This is a genomic window from Postechiella marina (assembly GCF_039538365.1).
GTDB lineage: Bacteria > Bacteroidota > Bacteroidia > Flavobacteriales > Flavobacteriaceae > Postechiella > Postechiella marina.
The window spans coordinates 61,744-87,117 of the sequence record NZ_BAABCA010000003.1 but is presented as its reverse complement, the minus strand read 5'-3'; the positions used below and the strand labels follow the sequence as shown (position 1 = coordinate 87,117).

Here is a 25,374-nt window from a genome sequence, read left to right as displayed (position 1 = left end):
AAATATGAAAAATGTATTGATTTTTATTTTTGGATTGGTAGTTTTTTCTTGTGGAGCTCAAGACAAAAGTATTCAAAAGGCCATTGAAGATGGTACTTTTGAAAGTATGGAAGAGCCAACTAACCCAAAAGAAACAGAGTTTTATAATCCTGTGCCTCCAACAGTAAATCCTGTGGGACAAAATGGTGTGCCCAGCGATGCTATAGTTTTGTTTGATGGGAGTAGTTTAAGTGCATGGGAAAGAGTGAAAGATAAAGCTCCGGCAACATGGAAACTAAATACTGAAGAAAAAAGCATGACGGTTAACAGAGGTGGTGAAAAAATAAATGCTACGATACAGACTAAAAAGAAATTTGGTTCTGTACAATTGCATCTAGAATGGAAGTCTCCTAAATTAAATTTAAAAAGAAAAGGGCAGCAACGCGGTAATAGCGGTGTTTTTCTACAGGGACGTTATGAGGTGCAAGTGTTGGATAATAATGATAATGATACCTACGTGAATGGGCAGGTTGGTTCTATTTATAAGCAGTCTGTACCGTTAGCAAAAGCTTCTGTGCCTACAGGAGAATGGAATAGTTACGATATTATTTATCACGCTCCAGAATTTGATGGAAATAAAAAGGTTAAATCTGGAACTATAACCGTGTTGCATAATGGTGTTTTGGTTCAAGATCATCATATTATAAAAGGTACGACTGCATATATTGGTTGGCCAAAAAATAATCCGCATGGTAAGGGACCTATAAAACTTCAAGATCATGGCGATGCTGTTGGTTATAGGAATATCTGGGTAAGAGAATTAGATTAGGTTATTCTAAAAAATATTTAAAAATTTAGGCTTCTTATTTTACATTAAGAGGCCTTTTTTTTGTTTGTTTTCTTTTGGTTTTTAGATTGTAATAATTGAATATTTAAAATTTTACAGAAAACACAGAGATATTTTCATTATAAATAGTGAAAAATAAAATATACAACATAACATGCTTAGTCTTAATTGATTTTCTTTGTTTATTGTTGTGTAATTCATAATAAGTTGTAATTTTGGCGCTAATATTAACGAAAGGGGCTCACGCCGACGATTTAGAGTTAATAGTTAAGGTAGTTATTCAGTGAAAACAGGAAACAACATATCTCTTATCTCTTTTGTTTTAGTAAATATTACTAGAACAGCAGTTGTGCGTTTTCCTCAAACTCGCCCCTAGGGGCTATTCAGTTTAGAAAGCTCCGCGCTTTCATATTTTCGTTATTATTTAAATAAATTTTGTTTGCATTTATAAACAGTGCAACCTCAATAAATTGGTTTTAATCAAGTTTTTGGTTTAAAACTGAATTAAAATATGCCTTTTAGGTATAGTAAAATGAAAACTATATTGGATACAGATATTAAAAGTGTTATAGAAAATGCTGAAGCCTATTGTGCAGAACACGACATAGAAATAAAGCTAGTTTATAAACTTTCGAATAAAACACTTGAATTAATTTCGGAACGATCGAAAGAACTTGCTACCTTGTATTTTGTAGATGTTGATATGTTAAGGAGGCGTGCAGAAAATGGATGTTTTATCTTAAAGAAAAATGATCGAATTTATGGGCATATTTTTGTTCATGAGCATCGTGTGAAGGGGCATTCGGTTTTTGAGCGTACTTCGCTTTGGGTAGACCGGGAATGTCGTAATTTTAATCTGGGCTTACTTTTAATGTCTAGAATGACAGAGTTGTTTTCTGATACTTTTCTTATTTCGGTGGCGCAAACACCTAAAGTACATCATTATAACGAGTTGTTAGGCATGACGCATGTTACCTTAGCTAAAATGTCTGTGGGCTTGGTTGAAGAGTTGGAAAAGCTTGGTAAATTACGCGACGAGTTAAGTTTTAGGTATTATGTAAATGACTGTTTTAAGTCGGAAATTGGTCATTTAAAACAAATTTAAATTGTAAAATAAGTTACACAAAAAAATAAAATGAAAAAATTAGTAATAGCATATAGTGGCGGATTAGATACGTCTTACTGTGCAGTAAGTTTATCGAAAGAGTATGATGTACATGCAGTAAGTGTAAATACTGGAGGGTTTACAACAGAAGAAATTAAACATATAGAAAGTAATGCTTATAAAATGGGCGTTACAACTTATAAAAATATTGATGCTGTATCTACTTTTTACAATAAAGTAGTTAAGTATTTAATATTTGGTAACGTATTAAAAAATGCTACATACCCTTTGTCTGTAAGTGCAGAGCGTATTATACAAGCCATAGAAATTATAGAATATGCTAAAAGTATTGATGCCGAATATATTGCACACGGTAGTACTGGGGCAGGAAACGATCAAGTGCGTTTCGATATGATTTTTCAAACATTAGCGCCTGGTATTAAAATTATTACACCTATAAGAGACCAAAAATTAACCAGACAAGAAGAGATAGATTATTTAAAATCTGAAGGTATAGATATGCCTTGGGAAAAATCTAAATACTCGGTTAATAAAGGTCTATGGGGAACTAGTGTTGGCGGAGTTGAAACGTTAGAGTCTGAAAAACCATTACCAAGCGAAGCATACCCTTCGCAATTAGAAAAAGAAGGTGAAGAGAAAGTAACTTTAACCTTTAAAAATGGTGAGTTTGTAGCTTTAAATGGTGAAGAAAATGCGCCAGAAATAAATATTGAAAAGTTAAACGATATTGCTTCGGCATATGCCATTGGTAGAGACATTCATGTAGGAGATACTATTGTTGGTACAAAAGGACGTGTTGGTTTTGAAGCTGCTGCAGCTTTAATTACAGTAAAGGCACACCATTTATTAGAGAAACACACTTTAACAAAATGGCAGTTACAACATAAAGAGTATTTGTCTAGTTTTTATGGTATGCATTTGCATGAAGGGCAATATTTAGATCCTGTAATGAGAGATACTGAAGCATTTTTACAGAGTTCTCAAAAAATGGTTTCTGGAAATGTTGTGGTTAGTTTAAAACCTTACCATTTTACTTTAGACGGAATTGTTTCTAATCACGATTTAATGTCTAGCAAGTTTAGTACTTACGGTGAAGAAAATAAAGCTTGGACAGCAGATGATGCTAAGGGATTCATCAAAATTATTGGGAATCAGAATAAAATATACAGACAAGTAAATTCTTAAGATATGATTAAGGTTGGAATTATAGGAGGTGCAGGATATACTGCTGGTGAATTAATTAGATTATTAATTAATCATCCAGAAACAGAGATTGATTTTGTGTTTAGCACATCTAATGCAGGAAATAATATTAGTAAGGTACATCAAGATTTAGTAGGGTCTTTAGGTTTAAAATTTACAGATACAGTAAATCCAAATGTAGACGTGCTTTTTTTATGTTTGGGTCATGGAAATTCTGTAAAATTTTTGTCTGCTAATACGTTCTCTAATTCTACAAAAATTATCGATTTAGGAAACGATTTTAGATTAGAAGCTGATAAAGTTTTTGAAGGCAAGAATTTTGTTTACGGTTTACCAGAATTAAATAAAGAGGCTATTGTAAATGCTAATTATATAGCGAATCCAGGATGTTTTGCAACAGCAATTCAATTAGGGTTATTGCCTCTAGCAGATGCGGGTTTAATTAATAAAGATGTGCATATTAATGCGGTTACTGGTGCTACAGGCGCAGGGACATCATTATCTGCAACTACGCATTATACTTGGAGAGATAATAACTTTTCGTATTACAAACCATTTACGCATCAGCATTTAGGAGAGATTAATCAATCTGTAAATCAATTGCAAAGTAGTTTTGATTCTGAGATTATTTTTATGCCAAATAGAGGTAATTTTTCTAGAGGTATTTTTGCTACTATTTATACTGATTTTGAAGGATCTGTTGAAGAGGCTAAAACCATTTATAAATCCTTTTATAAGGATGCTAAGTTTACATTTGTGTCGGATGATTTTTTACATATGAAGCAGGTTGTAAATACAAATAAGTGTTTAGTGCATTTACATAAACATAATGGTAAATTATTAATTACAAGTACGATTGATAACTTATTAAAAGGGGCTTCGGGTCAAGCAGTTCAAAATATGAACTTAATGTTTGGTTTAGAAGAAACTACAGGATTAGGATTGAAGGCAACGTATTTTTAGGTTGTATTTTATAAAATTTAGTAGTGATGCCTGCGTTAGCGATTGAAGCGGCATCCTTTTTTTGCTGCCATAAATGGCAAAAAAAGATATAGCAGAAAGCGCGACCGTGAGCGATTCTACAAGGTTTTTGCAAAACCTTGTAGGATGAGCAAGGGGTAACGCCCAAATAACAATTAAAAGATATAATCTCTTAGATGAGGTTAAAAATAAATAGTTAAACTATGAAAGTAGCAATTATAGGTGCAGGAAGTTTAGGGCAATCTATAGCAAAAGGTTTACTAAGCTCTGATGCTTTAAAAACATTGTATTTAACAAAGCGGAATTTAGATTCTATTAAGGGTTTTGATGCCGATAAGCGTGTAACTTTAACATCGGATAATACCTTGGCGGTACAGAATGCCAATGTTATTATTTTTGCCATACAGCCAAGGCATTTTGAAGGTATTTTAAAATTGGTTAAACCTAATTTAAAACCAAATCATGTTTTAATTTCTGTTATTACCGGATTTGCTATTTCAAGAATTGAAGATATTGTAGGTAAGAATAGTTATGTAATTCGTTCTATGCCAAATACAGCAGCATCGGTAGGGCAGTCTATGACTTGTATTTCTACAAACGAAAAAGGAAAAGAACAAGAAGAGCTTGCTAAAACTATTTTTAATAGTATGGGAACTAGTATGGTAATTCCAGAAGAGCAATTACAGGCTGCTACTGTTATTTGTGCTAGTGGTATTGCGTTTTGGATGCGTTTAATTCGTGCTACAACTCAAGGAGCAGTGCAGTTAGGTTTTGAAGCTCATGAGGCGCATCAATTGGCAATGCAAACGTGTTTTGGTGCTGCAACATTGTTAAAAGAATCTGGTAAACATCCAGAGGAAGAGATTGATAGGGTAACAACACCAAGTGGTTGTACCATTGAGGGTTTAAACGAAATGGAACACCAAGGTTTAAGCTCGTCTTTAATAAAGGGAATTAATGCTTCCTTCGAAAAAATTAACCAAATTAAAAAGAATTAAAATGCCATTATTTGACGTTTATCCATTATATAATGTAACTCCAGTTTCGGGGAAAGGTGTTCATGTTTACGATGACAAGGGGATCGAGTATTTAGACCTTTACGGAGGGCATGCTGTAATTTCTATTGGGCATGCACATCCAAATTATGTTAAGGCAATTAAGAACCAAGTGGAAACTTTAGGGTTTTATTCTAACGCAATTCAGAATCCGTTACAAAAACAATTGGCAGATAAATTAGAAGATTTATCTGGTTGTAAAGACTACGAATTATTTTTGTGTAATTCTGGTGCCGAAGCTAACGAGAATGCTTTAAAATTAGCATCGTTTAAAACAGGAAAAAAACGTGTTATTGCTTTTGAAAAAGGATTTCACGGGCGTACATCGGCAGCTGTAGCGGCAACCGATAACAAAAATATTATTGCTCCAATAAATGCACAACAAGCAGTTACCATTTTACCTTTAAATGATATTGAAGCTGTTAAAACCGAACTGGAAAAAGGTGATGTTTGTGCGGTTATTGTAGAGTTTATTCAAGGAGTTGGAGGTTTAGATCAAGGAACCAAGACGTTTTTTGAAGAGGTGGATAAGCTTTGTAAAGCAAATAACACCATGTTTATTGCAGATGAGGTACAATCAGGCTATGCACGTTCAGGAAAGTTTTTTGCTTACCAACATTATAACGTAACGCCAGATGTTATTTCTATAGCCAAAGGTATGGGTAATGGATTTCCTATTGGAGGCATTTTAATTCACCCAAGCATAGAGTCTAAATACGGCATGTTAGGAACTACTTTTGGAGGTAACCATTTAGCATGTGCTGCTGGTTTGGCGGTTTTAAATACCATTGAAGACGAAAACCTTATAGATAATGTTAATAAAATAGGTGCTTATTTTGTGGAGAAAGCAAAAGAAATTCCGCAAATAAAAAAGGTGAAAGGTAGAGGGTTAATGCTAGGTTTGGAGTTTGATTTTGAAGTGGGAGATTTGCGCAAAGATTTAATCTATAATTACCATATGTTTACTGGTGGGGCTGCTAATAAAAAGCTGTTAAGAATTTTACCGCCTTTAAATGTTAAAAAAGCCCATATCGATCAGTTTTTCGAGGCTTTAAAAAAGGCTTTATAAAAGTTTAACACAAAATTAGTACTATGTAATCGGGTTTCTATTTTAAAAATAGTAGACTGTCTGAATATAAATTTAAAAAAACAAAAAATGAATACCTTACTGTCTATTGAAAAAAGAAATGCTGTTTTACTTAAAATGGCAAAGCTTTTAGAAGAAGAAAGGAAAGCACTTATTAATATTAATAAAGAAGATTTAGAAGCTTATAATGGCGATGATATTTCGATGTTCGATCGTTTAAAGGTTGACAATTCTAAAGTTGACGAGATGATTAAAGCGGTAACACACTTAGCATCTCAAGAAGATCCTGTTGGAGTAGAACGATTTAGTTTTAAGCACGACAATGGTATGCAGGTTTATAATAAAACAGCATCTTTTGGTACGGTGTTAATTATTTACGAATCTAGACCAGATGTTACGGTTGAAGCTGCAGGAATTGCTTTTAAATCTGGAAATAAAATTTTATTAAAAGGAGGGAAAGAGTCGTTGCGTTCTAACTTGAAAATTGTAGAGCTATGGCACCAAGCTTTGAAAGAAGAAGATGCTTCTACAAATTGGGTAGAGTATTTACAATTTAATAGAACAGAAACACAAGCCTTTTTAGAAAAACCAACGCAAAAAGTAGATTTAATTGTACCTCGTGGTGGCGAACGCTTAATTGCTTTCGTTAAGCAACATGCTACTTGCCCTGTAATTATTAGCGGTCGTGGTAATAATTTTGTGTATGTGCATGAAGCAGCAGATTTAGAGATTGCTGTAGATGTTATTATGAACGGAAAGTCGAAAATATCGGCTTGTAATGCTGTAGATAAGGTCTTGATTGATGAGAATCTTCCAAATAAAGAAGCCTTTGTGAAATTATTAATTTCGAAATTGCAGGAGTTTAAAATTGAAGTTTTAGGAGATAAAACCATTGCTGAGACAAACGGACTAGAATCTATAACTTCTGATGAGGTTTGGTACGAAGAGTTTTTAGATTATAAAATTTTAATAGGAGAAATTGCATCTAACCAAGATACAATTGCTATGATAAATAAATATTCTGGCGGGCACTCGTCTGTAATTGTAACTACAAATGAAGCAGAGGCTAAAACATTTATGGAAAACGTAGATACTGCAGCGGTATACCATAATGCCTCAACACGTTTTACAGATGGCGGACAATTAGGACTTGGTGGCGAGTTAGCCATAAGTACAGATAAGTTACACCAACGTGGGCCAATAGGTTTACAGCATTTGGTAACTAATAAATGGTATGTTCATGGTAGCGGACAAATACGTTAAGTATGCATAAGAAAAAGCGAATTTTATTAAAAGTTGGTTCTAATACACTTACTAAAGAAACCGATAATATTTCGAGAGGTAAGATTGAAGACATGGCAAGCCAAATAGCCAAACTTAAAGATACTTGCGAGTTTATTATTGTAAGTTCTGGTGCTATTGCTGTAGCTAAACAGTTTGTAAAATTGGAAAGTAAACAAGAAGATGTATTTGTAAAACAAGCCTTAGCATCTATTGGTCAGCCACATTTAATACGTATATATCAAGAAATTTTTAGAGAGTACGGGTTGTTGAGCTCGCAATGTTTATTGTCTTATTCAGATTTTGAAAAACAGGAAAGTAAAACCAATATTGTTAATACCATAAATGTATTAGTAAATAATAATTATATACCTATTATTAATGAAAATGATACGGTAGCTACAGACGAAATTAAGTTTGGAGATAACGATAAATTAGCAGCCTTAACAGCGTCGCTTTTAAATGTCGATTTATGTGTTATTGCCACAAATACTAATGGTATATATACCAAAGCTTCTATAGAAAGCGGCACTCCAGAAACAATACGAAACGTTGAAGATTTTGATGCCTTAAGAGCACAAGTTGTAAACTCTAAGTCTACTCACGGTAGTGGAGGTATGGCATCTAAAATAGAAGCAGCTGCTCTAACTAAAGCTGCAAGTATAGAAACTTGGATTGTAAACGGATTAGAAGATAATTTTTTAGTTAATGCCTTAGATGGTAAAGTTGCGTTTACTAAAATAAAATAGGATTTTAAAAATTTGATTTTGTAGGATATGGAGATAAATATCCATCAAAAAAAAACAGGAATAACACATCAGAAAATGAAACTGATGATAAAATAAATAACGACCTGCAAGGTTTTAAAAACCATGTAGGTTTAAAGTATATAGATATGAAACATTACACCTCCATACACGATATAGATAATATCAATTCTTGGATTGAGGATGCTAAAGCATTAAAAAAAGAGCCTTTAAAACATATAGAATTAGGAAAAAATAAAACCATTGGTTTGTTATTTTTTAATTCAAGCTTACGTACCCGTTTAAGTACACAAAAGGCAGCTTTAAATTTAGGGATGAACCCTATTGTAATGAATGTTTCGGGAGATGCTTGGGGTATCGAGTTTGGTGATGGAACAGTAATGAATGGCAATACAGCAGAGCATATAAAAGAAGCATCTGCAGTGGTGTCTCAATATTGCGATATTATTGCAGTAAGAGCGTTTCCAACGCTAACAGATAAGGCAAAAGACGAAAGTGAGCATGTTATGAATGCTTTTAAAAAATATGCTTCTGTACCTATTGTAAGTATGGAAAGCGCCACAGGACATCCCTTACAAGGGTTAACAGATGCTATTACCATAGCAGAAAATGCTAAAGTGTCTAAGCCAAAAGTAGTATTAAGTTGGGCACCACATGTTAAAGCATTGCCACATGCGGTTGCAAATAGTTTTGTGCAGGCAATGCAAAAAATGGATATAGAATTTGTTATAGCTAATCCAGAAGGTTATAATTTGAACCCAGAAATTACAGGCAATACACCAATTTATCATAACCAAGACGAGGCTTTTAAAAATGCCGATTTTGTGTACACAAAAAATTGGAGTTCTTTTGAAGACTATGGTCAAGTTAAAAATACCGACCCAAATTGGATGATTACCAAGGATAAACTAGGCGACGCTAAATTTATGCACTGTTTACCAGTAAGACGAAATGTTGTGGTAGAAGATGCAGTTTTAGATACCGATAGTTCTTTAGTAATAGAGCAAGCCAATAATAGAACCTATGCAGCGCAACTGGTACTTAAAAAAATATTAGAAAAATTATAATTGGCATATAGCAATTAGTGGTTTGCTATTAAATGCTAAAGTCTAACAACAAAAAAATGGAAAAATTATCCATAGTAAAAATAGGAGGGAATATTATAGAAGACGAAGCGTCTTTAAACGCGTTCCTTAAATTGTTTTCTAACCTAGAAGGCAAGAAAATTTTGGTGCATGGTGGCGGTAAGCGCGCAACACATATTGCTTCAAAGTTAGGCATAGAATCTAACATGGTAAATGGTAGGCGTATAACCGATGCCGATACCTTAGAAGTTATTACTATGGTTTATGGCGGTTTGGTAAATAAAAATGTAGTTGCAAAATTACAAGCGTTACATACCAATGCAATTGGCTTAACAGGAGCAGATATTAACGCGATTCAATCGGAAAAAAGACCAGTAAAAGAAATCGATTTCGGTTTTGTAGGCGATGTAAAAGCTGTGGCACACAAGTCAATAGATAAGTTAATTCAAGCAGATTTTACACCGGTTTTTTGTGCTATTACTCACGATGGTAACGGGCAATTATTAAATACAAACGCAGATACCATAACCTCGCAAGTTGCGGTTGGTATGAGTAATTTATACGAAACATCTATTTATTACTGTTTTGAGTTAAATGGTGTTTTGATGGATTTTAACGATAAAAACTCTGTAGTAAAACATATCGATTCAAAAATTTATCAAGAATTATTAAATGATGGTATTGTTGCAGATGGGATGTTGCCAAAACTAGAAAATTGTTTTGATGCTCTTCGTGGAGGTGTACACAATATAAATATGGGAAATACATCGATGTTAACACAAGAAAATGATAATTTCACAAAAATTACATTGTAAACTATGGTACTAGAAAAATTAACTTCCGATGCTATTGCGCTTTTAAAAACGCTAATTGAAACGCAATCTTTCTCTTCTGAAGAAGACAAAACAGCAGCGCATATCGAGAACTGGTTCAAAAACAATAACATTGATTTTAAACGCACAAAAAATAATGTTTGGGCAGTTAATAAGTATTTTGAAACAGGGAAACCTACTTTGTTGCTCAACTCACATCACGATACGGTAAAACCAAATTCGGCATATACCAAAGATCCCCTTAAAGCTCATGTAGAAGATGGAAAACTGTATGGTTTGGGTAGTAATGATGCTGGTGGATGTTTAGTGTCTTTAATAGCTACGTTTACACACTATTACAATCATAAAAATTTAAAATATAACTTAGTTATTGTTGCTTCTGCGGAAGAAGAGAGTAGTGGTCCAAACGGGCTAAACAGTATGTTGTCTATTATTCCAAAGGTAGATGTTGCTATAGTAGGCGAACCAACATTGATGAATTTAGCAGTTGCCGAAAAAGGATTAGTTGTTTTTGATGCTGTTATAGAAGGTACACCAAGCCATGCGGCACACCCAAATAATAATAATTCGATATACAATACTATTGAAGCACTGCAATGGTTTAAAGATTTAAAGTTTGAAAAGAGCTCTGAAGCTTTAGGAGATGTTAAACTAACGGTAACACAAATAAATGCAGGTTCGCAGCATAACGTAGTACCTGGTCATGTCGATTTAGTGATAGATGTACGTGTAAACGATGCGTATAGCAATGCAGAAATTGCAGCATTTTTACAAGAAAAAGCACCAGTTACAAGTATTAAGCCACGTAGTTTACGTTTAAATTCGTCTTCTATTCCTATGGATCACGATTTGGTAAAAGCTGGTCTAGCAATGGGTAGAACCAGTTATGGATCGCCAACATTATCCGATCAAGCTGTGTTATCTTGTCCGAGTTTAAAACTAGGACCAGGAGATAGCACACGCTCACATTCTGCAAACGAATTTATTTATGTAAACGAAATAGAAGAAGGAATAAAAATATATGTTGAATTGTTGGATAGGGTGATTGTTTAACGTTATAACAAGGAAGCACGACGAAGTTTATCTCATAATAAATAAACAGATTGCTTCACTATGTTCGCAATGGCATAAACGAATAAATATCAAAAAAGACAAATCAACACATAAACAAAAACATTTTTTAAAAGATGAAACTCTGGGATAAAGGTATATCAATCGATAAAAAAATAGAACAATTTACTGTAGGAAACGATAGAGAAATTGATATTCATATAGCAAAGTACGATGTTATTGCATCACGCGCACATGCTAAAATGTTACAAAAAATAGGTATTATAACTGTAGAGGAATTAGTAGATTTACTTAGCGGATTAAAAGTTTTAGAAGAGCAAATTGAAGCAGGTACTTTTGTTATTGATGAGCAGTTTGAAGACGTACACTCTAAAATAGAATTTGAGTTAACTAAAAGTTTGGGCGAAGTTGGTAAAAAAATCCACACCGCACGCTCTAGAAACGATCAAGTTTTAGTCGCTTGTCATTTATATTACAAAGACAATTTAGGTCTTGTAAAAGAAAAAACAAGAACCCTTTTTAATACCCTTATAAATCTGGCTGATACATATAAAGATAAGGTGTTACCAGGTTATACGCATTTACAAGTTGCTATGCCATCATCGTTTGGGTTGTGGTTTTCTGCCTATGCAGAACTAATGATAGACGATGTCTATATGTTAGATGCAGCCATAAAAACAGTAGACCAAAACCCTTTAGGTTCTGCTGCTGGTTACGGAAGCTCTTTTCCAATAGATAGAGCATTAACAACTAAAGAAATGGAGTTTGCTACATTAAAATATAATGTTGTTGCTGCACAAATGGGACGTGGTAAAAACGAACGAACCATTGCAGCTGCTTTAGGCGGTTTAGCTAATACTATGGCGCGTTTTGCTATGGATACTTGTTTATATATGAGCCAAAACTTTAGTTTTATTTCTTTTCCAGACGCGTTAACTACAGGAAGTAGTATTATGCCTCATAAAAAGAATCCAGATGTGTTCGAATTAATTAGAGGTAAATGTAACAAGATTCAAGCCTTACAAACCGAAATGGTTTTAATTACTAATAATTTACCTAGTGGTTACCACAGAGATTTCCAACTGTTAAAAGAAAACATTATTGCAGCTTTCGAAGAGATAAAAGATATTTTAGATATTTTTAATTATTCTATTCAACAAATTATTGTTAAAGATGTTGATATTCATGACGATAAATATAAATATTTATTTACAGTAGATAATATTAATACACTTGTTGTAGAAGGGCAATCGTTTAGAGAAGCTTACCAAAAAATTGGTGGTCAAGTTCAAGATGGTACTTATGTTCCAGATACCTCGAAACAACACACGCATGCTGGTAGTATTCATAATTTATGTCTGGATGCCATTCGGGAAAAGTTTCCTAAATAATTTTTTGTGAAATAAAATATTTAAAAAGAATTCTTTTAAACTTTAAAAAGGATTCTTTTTTTTTAACAAACTTGTTTTATGTGTTAGAGTTAAAGTTATACTTCTTAGGTGCCCAGTATAGGTTAGTTTAATTTTTTTTGAACTGTTTATACCTAGGCAAAGCTCGGAAAATACAGTGAAAATACAGATTCTTGAGGTAACATCCAGATAACTTGCGGTTGATAAAGATAAAATATAGTTAACATAGGCTTTGTGAGTTTTATAGGGGCATTTTGTTTTTTTGTCGTTTTAAATGCATTTTTAGTTTAAAACTTTATACTTTAAGTTTTTAATTTAAAAAAATAGAATAGATGTTTTGGTTTAATGAGGATTTAGAGCGGTTAGAAAAAGAAGTGGGGGCGTTAAATTATAGCCCTAAGTTGGTTTTTTATGGGAGCTCTACATTTACTTTATGGAGTGAGCTAACAACTGTTTTTAAGGCGTATAACCCAGTTAATTTAGGTTTTGGGGGATCTACGTTAGCAGCATGTACGTGGTTTTTTGATCGAGTATTTAAGGATATAGAGGCACCGGAGTCAATTATAATTTATGCAGGAGATAACGATTTAGGAGAAGGGAGGCACCCTGAAGAAGTTGTACTGTTTTTAGATAATTTACTTACTAAAATAAGAGCTAAATATGGAGATGTAAAGTGTACTTGTATTTCTGTGAAACCTAGCCTAGCTCGTATACATTTACAAGCTAGTATTGATTATACAAATAAGAAAATAAAAGAGTTAATGGATCGAGATGCTAATTTTTATTACGTGAGTATGTATGATGCTTTGTTAGATAAAAAGGGTAGGCCTAATTCAAAATATTTTGAAGAGGATGATTTACATCTAAATGCTTTGGGGTATGATGTATTATTAAATGCATTAAAACGTTCTCCAGAGATATTTCCAGAACAAGTACTACAGTCTATATAATAAAAAAGCATAAAAAAGATGTTTGATGAAAAGAGAATATCATAAGTGGTATAGTTCTAACCTAGAAAAGGACATGGAGCTTTTGGTGTTTGGTCATGCAGGAGCTAAGGTTTTATTTTTTCCGCCAAGGATGGGGCGTTTTTACGATTACGAAAACTGGCGTGTTATTAAGGCTTTAACAGAAAAAATCGAAAATGGCGACTTACAGGTTTTTTGTGTAGATAGCGTAGATTTAGAATCTTTTTATAATAGTTTTGAGCATCCTGGTTATCGTATTTATAGGCATATTCAATACGAGAAATATGTTTTAGAAGAAGTATTGCCTCTTGCGAATTTAATAAACCCTAATAAAAATGTTATATCTGCTGGTTGTAGTTTAGGGGCTTACCATGCAGTAAATGTGGCTATGCGTCATCCGCATTTGTTTTGTAAGGTGGTTGGTATGAGTGGCAGGTACGATCTCACTAAATCTAAGGGGTATTTTAAAGATTTGCTTAGTGGTTTTCATAATGACTTTGTATATTTTAATATGCCTAATCAGTTTTTAAAAAATGTAGACGATCCTACTTTAATAGCGCAACTAAATAGCATGGATATTGTGCTAGCTATTGGCAAAGAAGATTCTTTTTTAGAAAGTAATTATATTTTATCTGGTATTTTAAACGAAAAAGGTGTTTCTCATCAAGTATACGAATGGGATGAGGAAGCGCATAAAGCAAGATATTGGAGAAAAATGGTTCAGATTTATTTTTAATAATATCCTATTATAATATTAAAAAAGTCAAAAAGAGCATTGATTTATCAATGCTCTTTTAATTTAGACGTCTTTTTTAGTTTAATTTGTATTGGTGACTAACTCAAATGATTAAATAATTGTGGACTGGCCTAAATGTATGTTGGTAAAGTTTAAATTTGTTTCTTCTGGGTTGTTTATAAAATCTTCAATAAAGTCTCCTACTTTACTGGTTGATATGTTGTCGTATTTAGTGTTTAAGTCCGGGGTGGTGATGTGGAGTTTCAAGGACTTATCTACACCTTCTCTCACTAGAGCAGCTTCTTCAAATAAGCCAAAATGTTCTAGTAACAGAGCAGCCGATAAAATAGATGCTATAGGGTTTGCAATACCTTTGTTTGTTGCTTTAGTATAGGCTCCGTGTATAGGTTCGAACATGGCGTGCTTTTCGCCTATAGACGCAGAAGCTAAAAGGCCAATAGAACCGCCAATAACACTTGCTTCGTCAGATATAATATCACCAAACATATTTTCGGTTAAAATAACGTCAAATTGTCTTGGGTTTATAATAAGTTGCATTGCAGCATTATCTATAAACATAAAGTCTAAAGTAACATCAGCATATTTGGGTGCTAATTCTTTAACTATTTTTCGCCAAAGTCTAGAGCTTTCTAGAACATTAGCTTTATCTATAAGTGTTAGTTTCCTTTTTCTTGTTTGCGCAGCTTTAAAGGCTAGATGTGCAATTCGCTCTATTTCTTCGCGCGAATATTGGCATAAATCTGATGCTATATTACCATCTTCGCTTAAACGTTTTTCGCCAAAATAAATACCACTAGTTAGTTCTCTATAAATAGATATATCTGTACCAATAATATTTTCTTTTTTTAATGGGGATTTATTTAAAAGACTTTCGTAAGCAATTACAGGTCTAATATTAGCGTATAAATCTAATGTTTTTCTTAGTCCTAAAAGACCTTGTTCTGGTCTTACTTTAGCATCTGGGTTATTATCGTATTCAGGAGTACCTATGGCTCCAAACAAAAGGGCGTCAGTATTTTTGCAAATGGTAAGGGTTTCTTCTGGTAGAGCACTTCCTGTTTTATCAATAGCAGCTGCCCCAACTAAACCGTTTTGAAAAGTAAAAATATGATCAAATTGTATAGCAATTGCCTTTAAAACCTTTACAGCTTCAGCAGTTACTTCTGGACCAACACCATCGCCAGGTAAAACGGCAATATCTAGTTTCATAATTATACTTTTTATATTAATAATTCTAAGTGTCGTTTAATTTTTTAACCGACACTTAGAATGTAACTTTTAAGCAGTTGTAATTTCGTTATAAATAGTACTGCTTTCTATTATTTTGTGAATGTCAGAATCTCCAATTTCTTTCTTTTTATCAGCAAAATCTAAAAAACTAGTATAGATTTCGTCAAGTTGAAGTTTTGTTAATTCGTATCCAATGTTTTTTGCTCTATAAGCCAATGCAGCTCTACCACTTCTAGCGGTAAGAACAATTGCAGATTCTGTTACGCCAACATCTTTAGGGTCTATAATTTCGTAAGTTTCACGATTTTTAATAACTCCGTCTTGGTGTATTCCAGAACTATGAGCAAATGCATTTGCTCCAACAATAGCTTTGTTTGGTTGTGTGTAAATCCCCATACTATCAGACACTAATTGGCTAATACCGTATAGCATTTCGGTTTTAATTCTAGTATCTAAATTTAAATTAGGGTGTTGTTTTAAAATCATAACTACCTCTTCTAGGGCAGTATTACCAGCACGTTCTCCAATACCATTTATGGTACATTCTATTTGGCGAGCACCATTAATAACACCTTCAATAGAGTTAGCAGTTGCTAAGCCTAAATCGTTATGGCAATGGCAAGATAAAATAGCTTTATCTATTCCTTTTACGTTTTCTTTTAGGTATTTAATTTTTGCACCATACTCACTAGGTAAACAATACCCAGTCGTATCAGGAATATTTAAAACAGTGGCGCCAGCTTTAATTACAGCTTCGCAAACACGTGCTAAATATTCGTTATCGGTTCTACCTGCATCTTCTGCATAAAATTCAACATCTTCTACAAAAGACTTTGCATAGCTTACAGCTTTAACAGCGCGCTCTATAATATCTTCTTGAGTGGATTTAAATTTAAATTTTATATGAGATTCAGAAGTACCAATTCCTGTGTGTATTCTTGGGCGTTTAGCATATTTTAATGCTTCAGCTGCTACTTTTATATCGTTTTCTACAGATCGTGTTAAGCCACAAACTGTTGCGTTTTTTACTATTTTTGAAATGGCTTCAACCGATTTAAAATCGCCAGGACTAGAAACAGGGAAACCAGCTTCAATAATATCTACGCCTAAAAAATCTAGCTGTTCTGCTATGATTAATTTTTGTTCTGTATTTAATTTACAGCCAGGGACCTGCTCGCCATCGCGAAGCGTTGTGTCGAAAATTTGAACGTTGCTATCAGACATTTATTGAAATATATTTTTGTATTGTTCTACGAAGTTATATTTTGGTTTCGTAAAAGTAGAATTAGAGTTGTTAGTTTTACGATGTTTAACTCGACTGTTAAAGGGTTAATTAATTGATTAACAAAAGTTTAAGGTTGTTTTTGTAACTATGACAAAAGAGCAAAAAGATAATTTGTTTGTATTAGTAAAGTCGCTATCTAAGTCTGAAAAAAGACAATTTAAGCTTTATGTAGGGCGTTTAGGGGTGAATGAAGATTCTAAATTTCTTACGCTTTTTAATATTTTAGATAAACTTACTAATTACGACGAGGCTGCTATTTTAAAAAAGGGGATTGTTAAAAAGCAACAGCTCTCTAATTTGAAAGCGCACTTGTATAAACAAATTTTAATTAGTTTAAGGCTAAACCCATCGCATCAAGATATCAGGGTTCAAATTCGCGAACAATTAGATTTTGCAACCATTCTTTATCATAAAGGACTTTACAGGCAGAGTTTAAAAATTCTAGATAAAGCAAAAGCTTTGGCCATTGCTAAGCAAGAAAAAAATGTAGCTTACGAAATTGTAGAGTTAGAGAAAATTATAGAATCTCAATACATTACTAGAAGTCTTAGTAACAGAGCCGATGAGCTTTCTATACAAGCCAAAGAACTAAGTTTGCACAATGTTTTAGCTAGTAAATTATCTAATTTATCGTTGCAATTATATGGCTTGTTTTTAAAAACAGGTTATATAAAAAACGACCAAGATTACCAAGTGGTAACTAAATACTTTAACGATAGACTTCCTAAATACGACATTAACACGCTTGGTTTTAGAGAGAAATTATGGCTATATAAAGCTCGTTTGTGGTATAGTTTTTTAACCGTAGATTTTTTATCTTGTTATAAGTATGCCTCGAAATGGGTCGATTTATTTTACGACAATAAAGATATGATTGTGCTAAATCCTGTCTTTTTTTTAAGAGGAAATAACTATTTATTAGAGTCTTTATACTATTTAAGGCAGTACGATAAGTTTAAAGATGCCTTAAAAAAATTCGAAGAAATAACACAAGAAAAATGGTTTCCTTATAACGATAATAACCAAAGTTTAGCCTTTCTGTTTATATACAATAACAGGTTTAATTTACACTTTATAGAGGGGAGTTTTGACGACGGATTGCCTTTAGTAAATGATGTCTTAGAGCAACTTGAAGATTATAAAGATAGAATAGACGAGCACCACGTTATGGTGTTTTATTATAAAATAGCAAGCATGTATTTTGGTGCTGGCGATAATAAAAAGTGCATCGAATTTTTAGAGAAAATTATAAGTAATAAATCGTTACAAATGCGAGAAGATTTACTTTGTTTTTCTCGAATTTTAAACCTGGTGGCACATTACGAGGCTGGTTTAGATTATAATTTAGATATATTAATTAAAGGTACCTATAAGTTTTTAATTAAAATGGAAGACTTACATGAGGTACAAAAAGAGTTTATTAAGTTTTTACGTGGTTTGGGCGATATTTATCCTCACGAAGTTAAAAATGAATTTATTAAGTTACATAAAAAATTAAAAACATACGAAGACGATCCTTATCAAAGTAGAGCCTTTCTGTATTTAGATATTATTTCGTGGCTAGAATCTAAAATTCAAAATAGGCCTATAGGTTTAATAATTCGTAATAAGTTTTACGAAAACAGAGAAAAGAAGTAGAGTTATTACGTTACACAAAAAAAGGTAGAGCTTTCAGGAGTTGCTCCTCTTGGGGAAGGATCTCCAACGATTTTTTAATTCGCTAACACGAGCTAATTTATCTTTAAGTAATAACTTAGTTGGAAGACGAATTATGAGAATAAATTAAAAATTTCCTGTTAAAAAATTTGGATATTAACTTTTTATAATTGAATATTTGCATTCATAAAGTTCAATAAACATATTGAAATGTTATCAAGAAAGGCGGAGGGATTAGACCCGTTGAAGCCTTAGCAACCCTTTAAATTTATTAAAGAAGGTGCTAAATTCTACTTAAATAACCGATTCATTTATCGGTATTTGGATAGATAACTCAAGAAAATTACTTTCTGTAGTTTTTTAAAATTCTTTATAACATTTTTCTATTAAGTACACTATTTTTATAGTGCATTGGCTTTTATTTAATCGTAAGATTGGCAATCAACAAATTAAAAAAAACATTAGAAAAATGAGCAATCAAAAATTAGCAACAAACGCATTACACGCAGGTCATGATGTAACCACAAATGGAGGAACAAGAGCAGTTCCTATTTATCAAACATCATCGTATGTTTTTAATAATTCAGATCATGCAGCAAATTTATTCTCTTTAAAAGAATTAGGATTTATATATACAAGACTTAATAACCCAACCAATCAGATTTTACAAGATCGTTTAGCAGCTGTAGAAGGTGGTGTTGGAGCGGTTGTTTTTGCTTCGGGTACCGCAGCAATAGCAACAGGATTATTAACGTTGCTAAAAGCAGGAGACCATATTGTAGCCTCAAGTAGTTTATATGGAGGAACATATAATTTATTAAGTGTAACATTACCAAGGTTGGGTATTACTACTACATTTGTAGATGCATCTAACCCAGATAATTTTGCAGCTGCAGTACAAGATAATACAAGAGCCTTTTTTGTAGAGTCTTTAGGAAACCCTAAACTAGATGTTTTAGATTTAGAAGCTATTGCAGCGCACTCTAAAGCAGCAGAAGTACCATTTATTGTAGATAATACGGTGGCTACTCCAGCGTTATTAAACCCTATAAAGCATGGTGCTAATATTGTAATTCACTCGTTAACAAAATATATTGGCGGACAAGGAACATCTTTAGGTGGAGCAATTATAGATGCAGGAACTTTTAATTGGGCAAATGGTAAATTTCCTGAGTTTACAGAGCCTTCTGCGGGGTATCATGGTTTAAAATACTACGAAACTTTAGGTGCTGCATCTTACACATTTAAATTAATTCTTGAGGGATTACGTGATTTTGGCGGAGCTTTAAGCCCAACAAATGCATTTAACATTATTCAAGGTTTAGAGACTTTACCGGTAAGAATAAAACAACACTCTGAAAATGCTTTAGAAATTGCAAAATGGTTAGAAGCACAAGATGAGATTGCTTGGGTAAACTATCCTGGTTTAGAAAGTAGTAAATACAAAAAATTAGCCGATAAGTATTTGCCAAAAGGACAAAGTGGTATTGTAACATTTGGACATAAAGGTGGTTTTGAAGCTGCTAAAAAAATAGCAGACAATACAAAACTATTCTCTTTGTTAGCTAATATTGGAGATACAAAATCTTTAATTATTCACCCAGCAAGTACGACACACCAGCAATTGGATGAGGCAGAACAAGCATCGGCAGGTGTTGGCGCAGATTTAATTAGATTGTCTGTTGGAATTGAGGATATTGAAGATTTAAAAGCAGATTTAGCAGAAGCTTTTAAAACGATATAAATTAAGTTTAAGAGCTGTCTGTTTATCAAAAATAAAACAGACAGTTCTATAAAATATAAGCTAGAGACCTTACTGGTCTTTAATTAATAAATTGACATTGGCGTATTTGCCTGCGTTAGGGATTGTAATGGATAGCCCACAGCCCGACATAGGAGGTGCGAGGACTTGTAATGTAAAGCCCGACCCTTGTGGTAACGCCCAAATAAAATTAGATATTGAAGCATCCTTTAGAGCATATTATCATTACTAACTATACCACAGAAAGTGGTGTGGTTAATGCTGAAATTAAATTAAGTTATCAAGTTTTTGGTAGGCCTTTGGGTACAGCGCCCATTGTTTTAGTTAACCACGCTTTAACGGGCAATAGCGATGTTGCTGGCGAAAACGGTTGGTGGAAAGATTTGGTTGGTGTAGATAAGGTTATTGATACTAAATTATATACCGTTTTAGCTTTTAACATACCAGGAAATAGTTATGATGGTTTTGTAATTGATAACTATAAAGATTTTATAGCACGAGATGTTGCTAATTTGTTTTTAATTGGATTGGAACGATTAGAAACAGGTAAGATTTTTGCAACTATTGGAGGCTCTTTAGGAGGTGGTATTGCATGGGAAATGGCTGTGTTAAAACCAGATTTTACAGCGCATTTAGTTGTAGTGGCTACAGATTGGAAATCTACCGATTGGTTAATTGCAAACTGCCAAATACAAGAGCAGTTTTTGTTAAATTCTAAACATCCTGTGCACGATGCTAGAATGCATGCTATGCTGTGTTATAGAACGCCAGAGTCTTTTAAAGAGCGTTTTCATCGTTCTAAAAACGACGATTTAGAAATTTTTAATGTAGAGAGTTGGTTATTGCATCATGGTAAGAAGTTGCAAGAGCGTTTTCAATTGTCTGCATACAAATTAATGAATCAGTTGTTAAAAACGATTGATGTTACTAAAAATAGGGCAGACGATTTTAATGTGTTAGAAAATATTAAGGCCAACATCCATATTGTTGGAGTAGATTCTGATTTGTTTTTTACAGCAGAAGAGAATAGGCAGACGCATAAACAATTGGCTTTAACGCACCCTAATGTTACTTACAACGAAATTAACTCGGTTCATGGGCATGATGCATTTTTAATAGAATACGAGCAATTAGAAAAAATTATAGAAGGCATTTTTGTGCCAGATTCTAAAAAGAAAAGAATGAAAGTATTAAAATTTGGTGGGAAATCTTTAGGAAATGGAGAGGGCATACAACGCGTGCTTTCTATTATAGAAGGTAAAGTAAATAGTGGCGAGCGTATTAGTGTGGTGGTTTCTGCAAGAGGATCGGCAACAGATGATTTGGAAGCTATTCTTAATACTGCCTTAAAAGGAGGTAATTATAAAGATAAATTAGAAGCTTTTAAAGCTTACCAAGTAGAGCCATTGGAAACTATAGATTTTTCGGAAGAATTTTTAATTCTAGATAAACTTTTTGAAGGGGTTAGCTTGCTGCGAGATTATAGTCAAAAAACTAAAGATAATATTTTAGCTCAAGGCGAATTGTTGTCTGTTAAGTTGGTAACACAATTACTAAAAGAGCGTAATATTGAAGCTGTAGCAACAGATTCTAGACAGTTAATTAAAACTGATGATGCTTTTGGTAACGCGCAACCTATAGCTAAAGCATCGAAAGATAATGTTAACACATATTTTAAAACAAAGGGCAATGCTGTAAATATAATTTCGGGCTTTATTGCATCTAACTTAAAAAATGAAACCACTACTTTAGGTAGAAATGGTAGTAACTATACAGCAGCGTTAATAGCTAATTATTTAGATGCAGAAGAGTTACAAAATTATACACATGTAAGCGGAATTTATACTGCAGATCCAAATATGGTTGCAGATGCTAAACAAATTAGAGAACTCTCGTTTAGAGAAGCTAACGAGTTGGCTAATTTTGGGACTTCGGTTTTACATGCTAAAACTATAATTCCTTTAGTAGAAAAAAACATTAACCTTCGTATTTTAAATACGTTTAATCCAGATGACGAAGGCACGTTAATTACCGCAAAACCAAGTAAAAAGGAAGTGACATCGTTATCTATACTAGATAATGTTGCGCTTTTAAACCTTGAAGGTCGTGGGTTGTTAGGTAAAATAGGTGTAGATGCTAGAATTTTTGGAGCTTTAAGTAAATATGGTATTAGTGTTAGTATTGTATCTCAAGGATCGTCGGAAAGAGGTATTGGCTTAATTATAAATGCAGACCAAGCTACACAGGCTGTTATTGCGCTAGAGCGTGAATTTGAAACCGATTTTTACTCGCAAGATGTTAATAAAATTGATGTTAATGATGATGTTGCTGTAATATCTATTGTAGGTATAGAGTTAAGCTCGTTTCATAAACCTTTTAATGCGCTTATAAAAAACCAAATTACGCCACTTTTATTTAACAATACGGTAACTGGTAGAAATGTGAGTTTGGTTGTTAAAAAAGACCAATTACACAAGGCTGTAAATGTTATTCATGGTGAAATTTTTGGGATTTCTAAAAAGATAAATATTGCCATTTTTGGTCATGGAGGTGTTGGAGGTGCTTTAATTAATCAGATATTAAAGTCTAAAAACGATATAGAAAAACGTAAAGGTATTAGCTTAAATGTGTTTGCAATAGCTAATTCTAAAAAGGTACTTTTAAATAAAGATGGCGCTGATGAAAATTGGGAAACTGCCATAAAAGAAGCGGGTAATTTTACTATTAACGATATTATTACTTACGCTAAAAATCATCATTTAGAGAATTTAATAGCGGTAGACAATACTGCAAGTTCTGTGTTTTACGAAAATTATATTCCTTTTGTTAAAGCCGGTTTCGATTTGGTATCGTCTAATAAAGTTGCTAATACGGTTTCGCACGATTTTTATAAGGATTTAAGAGTAGAGCTAAAAGAGAATAATAAACAGTATTTATACGAAACTACTGTTGGTGCTGGTTTGCCTTTAATTGATACTATTAAATTATTGCACGAATCTGGTGAGAATATTACAAGAATTCGCGGTGTGTTTTCTGGAACGTTAAGTTATTTATTTAATAATTTTTCGGTACAGGATAAAGCGTTTAGCGAAATTATTCAAGAAACTATAGATAAAGGTTTTACAGAACCAGACCCTAGGGAAGATTTTTCTGGAAACGACGTGGCAAGAAAATTATTGATTTTAGCTAGAGAGTTAGATTTACAAAATGAATTTGAAGATGTTGCAGTGCAGAATTTAATACCAGAAGCGTATCAAAATATTTCGGTTGAAGAATTTTTAGGTCAGTTAAATGTTTTAGATGATGAGTTTAAGAAGATAAAGGATAACCAAGAAGCTGGTCATGTTTTAAGATATGTTGGTGATTTATCTGGAGACTTATCGCAGGATAAAGGGCATTTAGAAGTGAAATTAGTGTCTATTCTAGAGGATAGCACTTTGGGGCATGTAAAAGGAAGTGATGCTATTTTTGAAATATTTACAGAGAGTTATGGCGAGCAGCCTATTGTTATACAAGGCGCAGGAGCTGGTGCAGAAGTGACTGCTAGAGGTGTTTTTGGAGATATTTTGAGATTGTCTAAACATATTAATTAGGAGTAACTAAGAGCTGAGGTTTAAAATAACCTTGGCTGATAATGCATTAGGGATTGATGCGGCATCCTTTTTTGTTTTTCTCAAAAAAGATACAGCGGAAAGCCCGACCCAATGGGTAATGCCAAAATAAAAAGATAAAAATAAGAACTTATAAGGTTGTAATGACTTTGTAGAGCAGATAGAGAATATGAGCGAGAATAAAAAACATTTTGAAACAGAAGCGATACGCACACAGAGTGAGAATACGCAATTTTCGGAACATTCGGTACCGTTGTACTTAACGTCTGGGTTTGTGTTTGATGATGCCGAGGAAATGCGAGCATCTTTTGCAGAAGAAAAACAGCGCGATTTATATAGTAGATACAGCAACCCGAACACTAACGAGTTTATTGAGAAGGTGTGTAAAATGGAAGGTGCCCAAGATGGTTTTGCTTTTGCTAGCGGTATGGCTGCGGTGTTTTCTACTTTTGCGACGTTGTTAAATTCTGGCGACCATGTGGTGTCTTGTAGTTCTGTTTTTGGAGCAACGCACGGTTTATTTACCAAATATTTGCCAAAATGGAATATAGATTTTTCGTATTTTAATATAAACGAGCCAGAAACTATTGAAGGTTTAATACAGCCTAATACTAAATTTATTTATGCCGAAACGCCTACAAATCCTGGTGTAGATGTGCTAGATTTAGAGTTTTTAAGCGCTATTTGTAAAAAACATAATTTGTTATTGGTTGTAGATAATTGTTTTGCGACCCCATATTTACAAAACCCAATAAAATATGGTGCAGATTTAGTGATTCATTCTGCTACCAAATTAATGGATGGTCAGGGTCGTGTTCTTGGAGGTATTACGGTTGGTAATAAAGAGTTGATAAGAGAAATTTACTTGTTTTCAAGGCTTACAGGGCCATCAATGAGTCCGTTTAATGCTTGGGTATTATCAAAATCTTTAGAGACTTTGGCAGTTAGGGTAGAAAAGCATTGTGAAAACGCTTTTAAATTGGCTACTTTTTTAGAAGGTCACCCTAAGGTGAAGTGGGTAAAATATCCATTTTTAAAGTCGCACCCAAAGTATGATGTTGCAAAAAAACAGATGCGATTAGGTGGTAATATTGTGGCTTTTGAGGTTGAAGGTGGTGTTGAAGGCGGGCGTAAGTTTTTCGATAATATAAAAATGTGTTCATTATCGGCTAACTTAGGCGATACAAGAACTATTGTAACACATCCAGCAAGTACAACTCATGCTAAAGTAGAAGCCGAAGTTAAAGCTGCAGTTGGTATTACAGATGGTATGGTAAGGTGTTCTGTAGGTTTAGAGCATATAGATGATATTATTGCAGATATAAAGCAGGCGCTTGGGTAGTATTTACCATTTGTTTATTTAATTATTGCTATTTTTATA

20 protein-coding genes and 1 riboswitch are annotated in these 25,374 nt (G+C 33.3%); of the genes, 18 read left to right on the top strand and 2 right to left on the bottom strand.

Going from position 1 to position 25,374, the window contains the following annotated elements:
* The first annotated feature begins 4 nt into the window (after positions 1–4).
* The 14 genes from ABD715_RS07045 to ABD715_RS06980 all read left to right on the top strand — a co-directional run bounded on the left by ABD715_RS07045 (position 5) and on the right by ABD715_RS06980 (position 14,428).
* On the top strand, positions 5–808 hold the full coding sequence (locus ABD715_RS07045) for a 3-keto-disaccharide hydrolase (protein ID WP_344787433.1): 804 nt from the start codon (positions 5–7) through the stop codon (positions 806–808).
* A 550-nt stretch (positions 809–1,358) separates the two neighbouring features.
* Complete coding sequence (locus ABD715_RS07040) at positions 1,359–1,931, top strand: hypothetical protein (protein ID WP_344787432.1); 573 nt, start codon at positions 1,359–1,361, stop codon at positions 1,929–1,931.
* Between the two features lie 30 nt (positions 1,932–1,961).
* Positions 1,962–3,137 carry an argininosuccinate synthase gene (locus ABD715_RS07035; RefSeq protein ID WP_344787431.1) on the top strand — a complete coding sequence of 392 codons (1,176 nt, stop codon included), beginning with the start codon at positions 1,962–1,964 and terminating at the stop codon, positions 3,135–3,137.
* Positions 3,138–3,140: 3 nt separating this feature from the next.
* The gene (argC, locus tag ABD715_RS07030) at positions 3,141–4,118 is read left to right on the top strand and encodes an N-acetyl-gamma-glutamyl-phosphate reductase (protein WP_344787430.1); all 978 of its coding nucleotides are present in this window, start codon (positions 3,141–3,143) and stop codon (positions 4,116–4,118) included.
* 221 nt (positions 4,119–4,339) lie between these two features.
* A complete protein-coding gene (gene proC / locus ABD715_RS07025) occupies positions 4,340–5,134 on the top strand; it encodes a pyrroline-5-carboxylate reductase (RefSeq protein ID WP_344787429.1) in 795 nt (264 codons plus the stop codon).
* 1 nt (position 5,135) lies between these two features.
* On the top strand, positions 5,136–6,260 hold the full coding sequence (locus tag ABD715_RS07020; RefSeq protein ID WP_344787428.1) for an aspartate aminotransferase family protein: 1,125 nt from the start codon (positions 5,136–5,138) through the stop codon (positions 6,258–6,260).
* Positions 6,261–6,347: 87 nt separating this feature from the next.
* The gene (locus tag ABD715_RS07015; protein WP_344787427.1) at positions 6,348–7,541 is read left to right on the top strand and encodes a glutamate-5-semialdehyde dehydrogenase; all 1,194 of its coding nucleotides are present in this window, start codon (positions 6,348–6,350) and stop codon (positions 7,539–7,541) included.
* A gap of 2 nt (positions 7,542–7,543) precedes the next feature.
* Positions 7,544–8,308, top strand: coding sequence for a glutamate 5-kinase (gene proB, locus ABD715_RS07010; protein WP_344787426.1), 765 nt, complete (start codon positions 7,544–7,546; stop codon positions 8,306–8,308).
* Positions 8,309–8,454: 146 nt separating this feature from the next.
* On the top strand, positions 8,455–9,393 hold the full coding sequence (locus ABD715_RS07005) for an N-acetylornithine carbamoyltransferase (protein ID WP_344787425.1): 939 nt from the start codon (positions 8,455–8,457) through the stop codon (positions 9,391–9,393).
* Positions 9,394–9,449: 56 nt separating this feature from the next.
* Complete coding sequence (gene argB / locus ABD715_RS07000) at positions 9,450–10,226, top strand: acetylglutamate kinase (RefSeq protein ID WP_344787424.1); 777 nt, start codon at positions 9,450–9,452, stop codon at positions 10,224–10,226.
* Between the two features lie 3 nt (positions 10,227–10,229).
* A complete protein-coding gene (locus ABD715_RS06995) occupies positions 10,230–11,297 on the top strand; it encodes a M20 family metallo-hydrolase (protein ID WP_344787423.1) in 1,068 nt (355 codons plus the stop codon).
* Between the two features lie 134 nt (positions 11,298–11,431).
* A complete protein-coding gene (gene argH / locus ABD715_RS06990; RefSeq protein WP_344787422.1) occupies positions 11,432–12,706 on the top strand; it encodes an argininosuccinate lyase in 1,275 nt (424 codons plus the stop codon).
* 350 nt (positions 12,707–13,056) lie between these two features.
* Positions 13,057–13,674, top strand: coding sequence for a GDSL-type esterase/lipase family protein (locus ABD715_RS06985; RefSeq protein ID WP_344787421.1), 618 nt, complete (start codon positions 13,057–13,059; stop codon positions 13,672–13,674).
* Between the two features lie 25 nt (positions 13,675–13,699).
* A complete protein-coding gene (locus tag ABD715_RS06980) occupies positions 13,700–14,428 on the top strand; it encodes an esterase family protein (protein WP_344787419.1) in 729 nt (242 codons plus the stop codon).
* A gap of 111 nt (positions 14,429–14,539) precedes the next feature.
* Here the strand turns inward: ABD715_RS06980 and leuB are convergent, their stop codons facing one another.
* Both leuB and ABD715_RS06970 read right to left on the bottom strand, forming a co-directional pair.
* Positions 14,540–15,658, bottom strand: coding sequence for a 3-isopropylmalate dehydrogenase (gene leuB, locus ABD715_RS06975; RefSeq protein WP_344787417.1), 1,119 nt, complete (start codon positions 15,656–15,658; stop codon positions 14,540–14,542).
* 69 nt (positions 15,659–15,727) lie between these two features.
* Positions 15,728–16,903 carry a 2-isopropylmalate synthase gene (locus tag ABD715_RS06970; protein WP_344787416.1) on the bottom strand — a complete coding sequence of 392 codons (1,176 nt, stop codon included), beginning with the start codon at positions 16,901–16,903 and terminating at the stop codon, positions 15,728–15,730.
* 148 nt (positions 16,904–17,051) lie between these two features.
* Between ABD715_RS06970 and ABD715_RS06965 the strand changes: the two genes are divergently transcribed.
* The 4 genes from ABD715_RS06965 to ABD715_RS06950 all read left to right on the top strand — a co-directional run bounded on the left by ABD715_RS06965 (position 17,052) and on the right by ABD715_RS06950 (position 25,335).
* Positions 17,052–18,602, top strand: a complete 1,551-nt coding sequence (locus ABD715_RS06965; RefSeq protein ID WP_344787415.1) for a hypothetical protein — start codon at positions 17,052–17,054, stop codon at positions 18,600–18,602.
* A gap of 228 nt (positions 18,603–18,830) precedes the next feature.
* Positions 18,831–18,956: riboswitch (SAM riboswitch) on the top strand.
* A gap of 133 nt (positions 18,957–19,089) precedes the next feature.
* Positions 19,090–20,364 (top strand): O-acetylhomoserine aminocarboxypropyltransferase/cysteine synthase family protein, encoded by a 1,275-nt coding sequence (locus ABD715_RS06960; RefSeq protein WP_344787414.1) that lies wholly within the window; start codon positions 19,090–19,092, stop codon positions 20,362–20,364.
* A gap of 215 nt (positions 20,365–20,579) precedes the next feature.
* Entirely contained in the window at positions 20,580–23,975 is a 3,396-nt protein-coding gene (thrA, locus tag ABD715_RS06955) for a bifunctional aspartate kinase/homoserine dehydrogenase I (RefSeq protein ID WP_344787413.1), read from the top strand.
* A 187-nt stretch (positions 23,976–24,162) separates the two neighbouring features.
* Positions 24,163–25,335, top strand: coding sequence for a trans-sulfuration enzyme family protein (locus ABD715_RS06950; RefSeq protein WP_344787412.1), 1,173 nt, complete (start codon positions 24,163–24,165; stop codon positions 25,333–25,335).
* Positions 25,336–25,374 lie beyond the last annotated feature (39 nt).

Coding starts and splice junctions, on each gene's coding strand:
- ABD715_RS07035 (WP_344787431.1), top strand. CDS start 1,962: ATGAAAAAATTAGTAATAGCATATAGTGGCGGATTAGATACGTCTTAC.
- ABD715_RS07015 (WP_344787427.1), top strand. CDS start 6,348: ATGAATACCTTACTGTCTATTGAAAAAAGAAATGCTGTTTTACTTAAA.
- ABD715_RS07045 (WP_344787433.1), top strand. CDS start 5: ATGAAAAATGTATTGATTTTTATTTTTGGATTGGTAGTTTTTTCTTGT.
- ABD715_RS06970 (WP_344787416.1), bottom strand. CDS start 16,903: ATGTCTGATAGCAACGTTCAAATTTTCGACACAACGCTTCGCGATGGC.
- ABD715_RS07005 (WP_344787425.1), top strand. CDS start 8,455: ATGAAACATTACACCTCCATACACGATATAGATAATATCAATTCTTGG.
- ABD715_RS06980 (WP_344787419.1), top strand. CDS start 13,700: ATGAAAAGAGAATATCATAAGTGGTATAGTTCTAACCTAGAAAAGGAC.
- leuB (WP_344787417.1), bottom strand. CDS start 15,658: ATGAAACTAGATATTGCCGTTTTACCTGGCGATGGTGTTGGTCCAGAA.
- argH (WP_344787422.1), top strand. CDS start 11,432: ATGAAACTCTGGGATAAAGGTATATCAATCGATAAAAAAATAGAACAA.
- ABD715_RS06965 (WP_344787415.1), top strand. CDS start 17,052: ATGACAAAAGAGCAAAAAGATAATTTGTTTGTATTAGTAAAGTCGCTA.
- ABD715_RS06985 (WP_344787421.1), top strand. CDS start 13,057: ATGTTTTGGTTTAATGAGGATTTAGAGCGGTTAGAAAAAGAAGTGGGG.
- ABD715_RS07040 (WP_344787432.1), top strand. CDS start 1,359: ATGAAAACTATATTGGATACAGATATTAAAAGTGTTATAGAAAATGCT.
- ABD715_RS06995 (WP_344787423.1), top strand. CDS start 10,230: ATGGTACTAGAAAAATTAACTTCCGATGCTATTGCGCTTTTAAAAACG.
- argC (WP_344787430.1), top strand. CDS start 3,141: ATGATTAAGGTTGGAATTATAGGAGGTGCAGGATATACTGCTGGTGAA.
- proC (WP_344787429.1), top strand. CDS start 4,340: ATGAAAGTAGCAATTATAGGTGCAGGAAGTTTAGGGCAATCTATAGCA.
- proB (WP_344787426.1), top strand. CDS start 7,544: ATGCATAAGAAAAAGCGAATTTTATTAAAAGTTGGTTCTAATACACTT.
- argB (WP_344787424.1), top strand. CDS start 9,450: ATGGAAAAATTATCCATAGTAAAAATAGGAGGGAATATTATAGAAGAC.
- ABD715_RS06950 (WP_344787412.1), top strand. CDS start 24,163: ATGAGCGAGAATAAAAAACATTTTGAAACAGAAGCGATACGCACACAG.
- ABD715_RS07020 (WP_344787428.1), top strand. CDS start 5,136: ATGCCATTATTTGACGTTTATCCATTATATAATGTAACTCCAGTTTCG.
- ABD715_RS06960 (WP_344787414.1), top strand. CDS start 19,090: ATGAGCAATCAAAAATTAGCAACAAACGCATTACACGCAGGTCATGAT.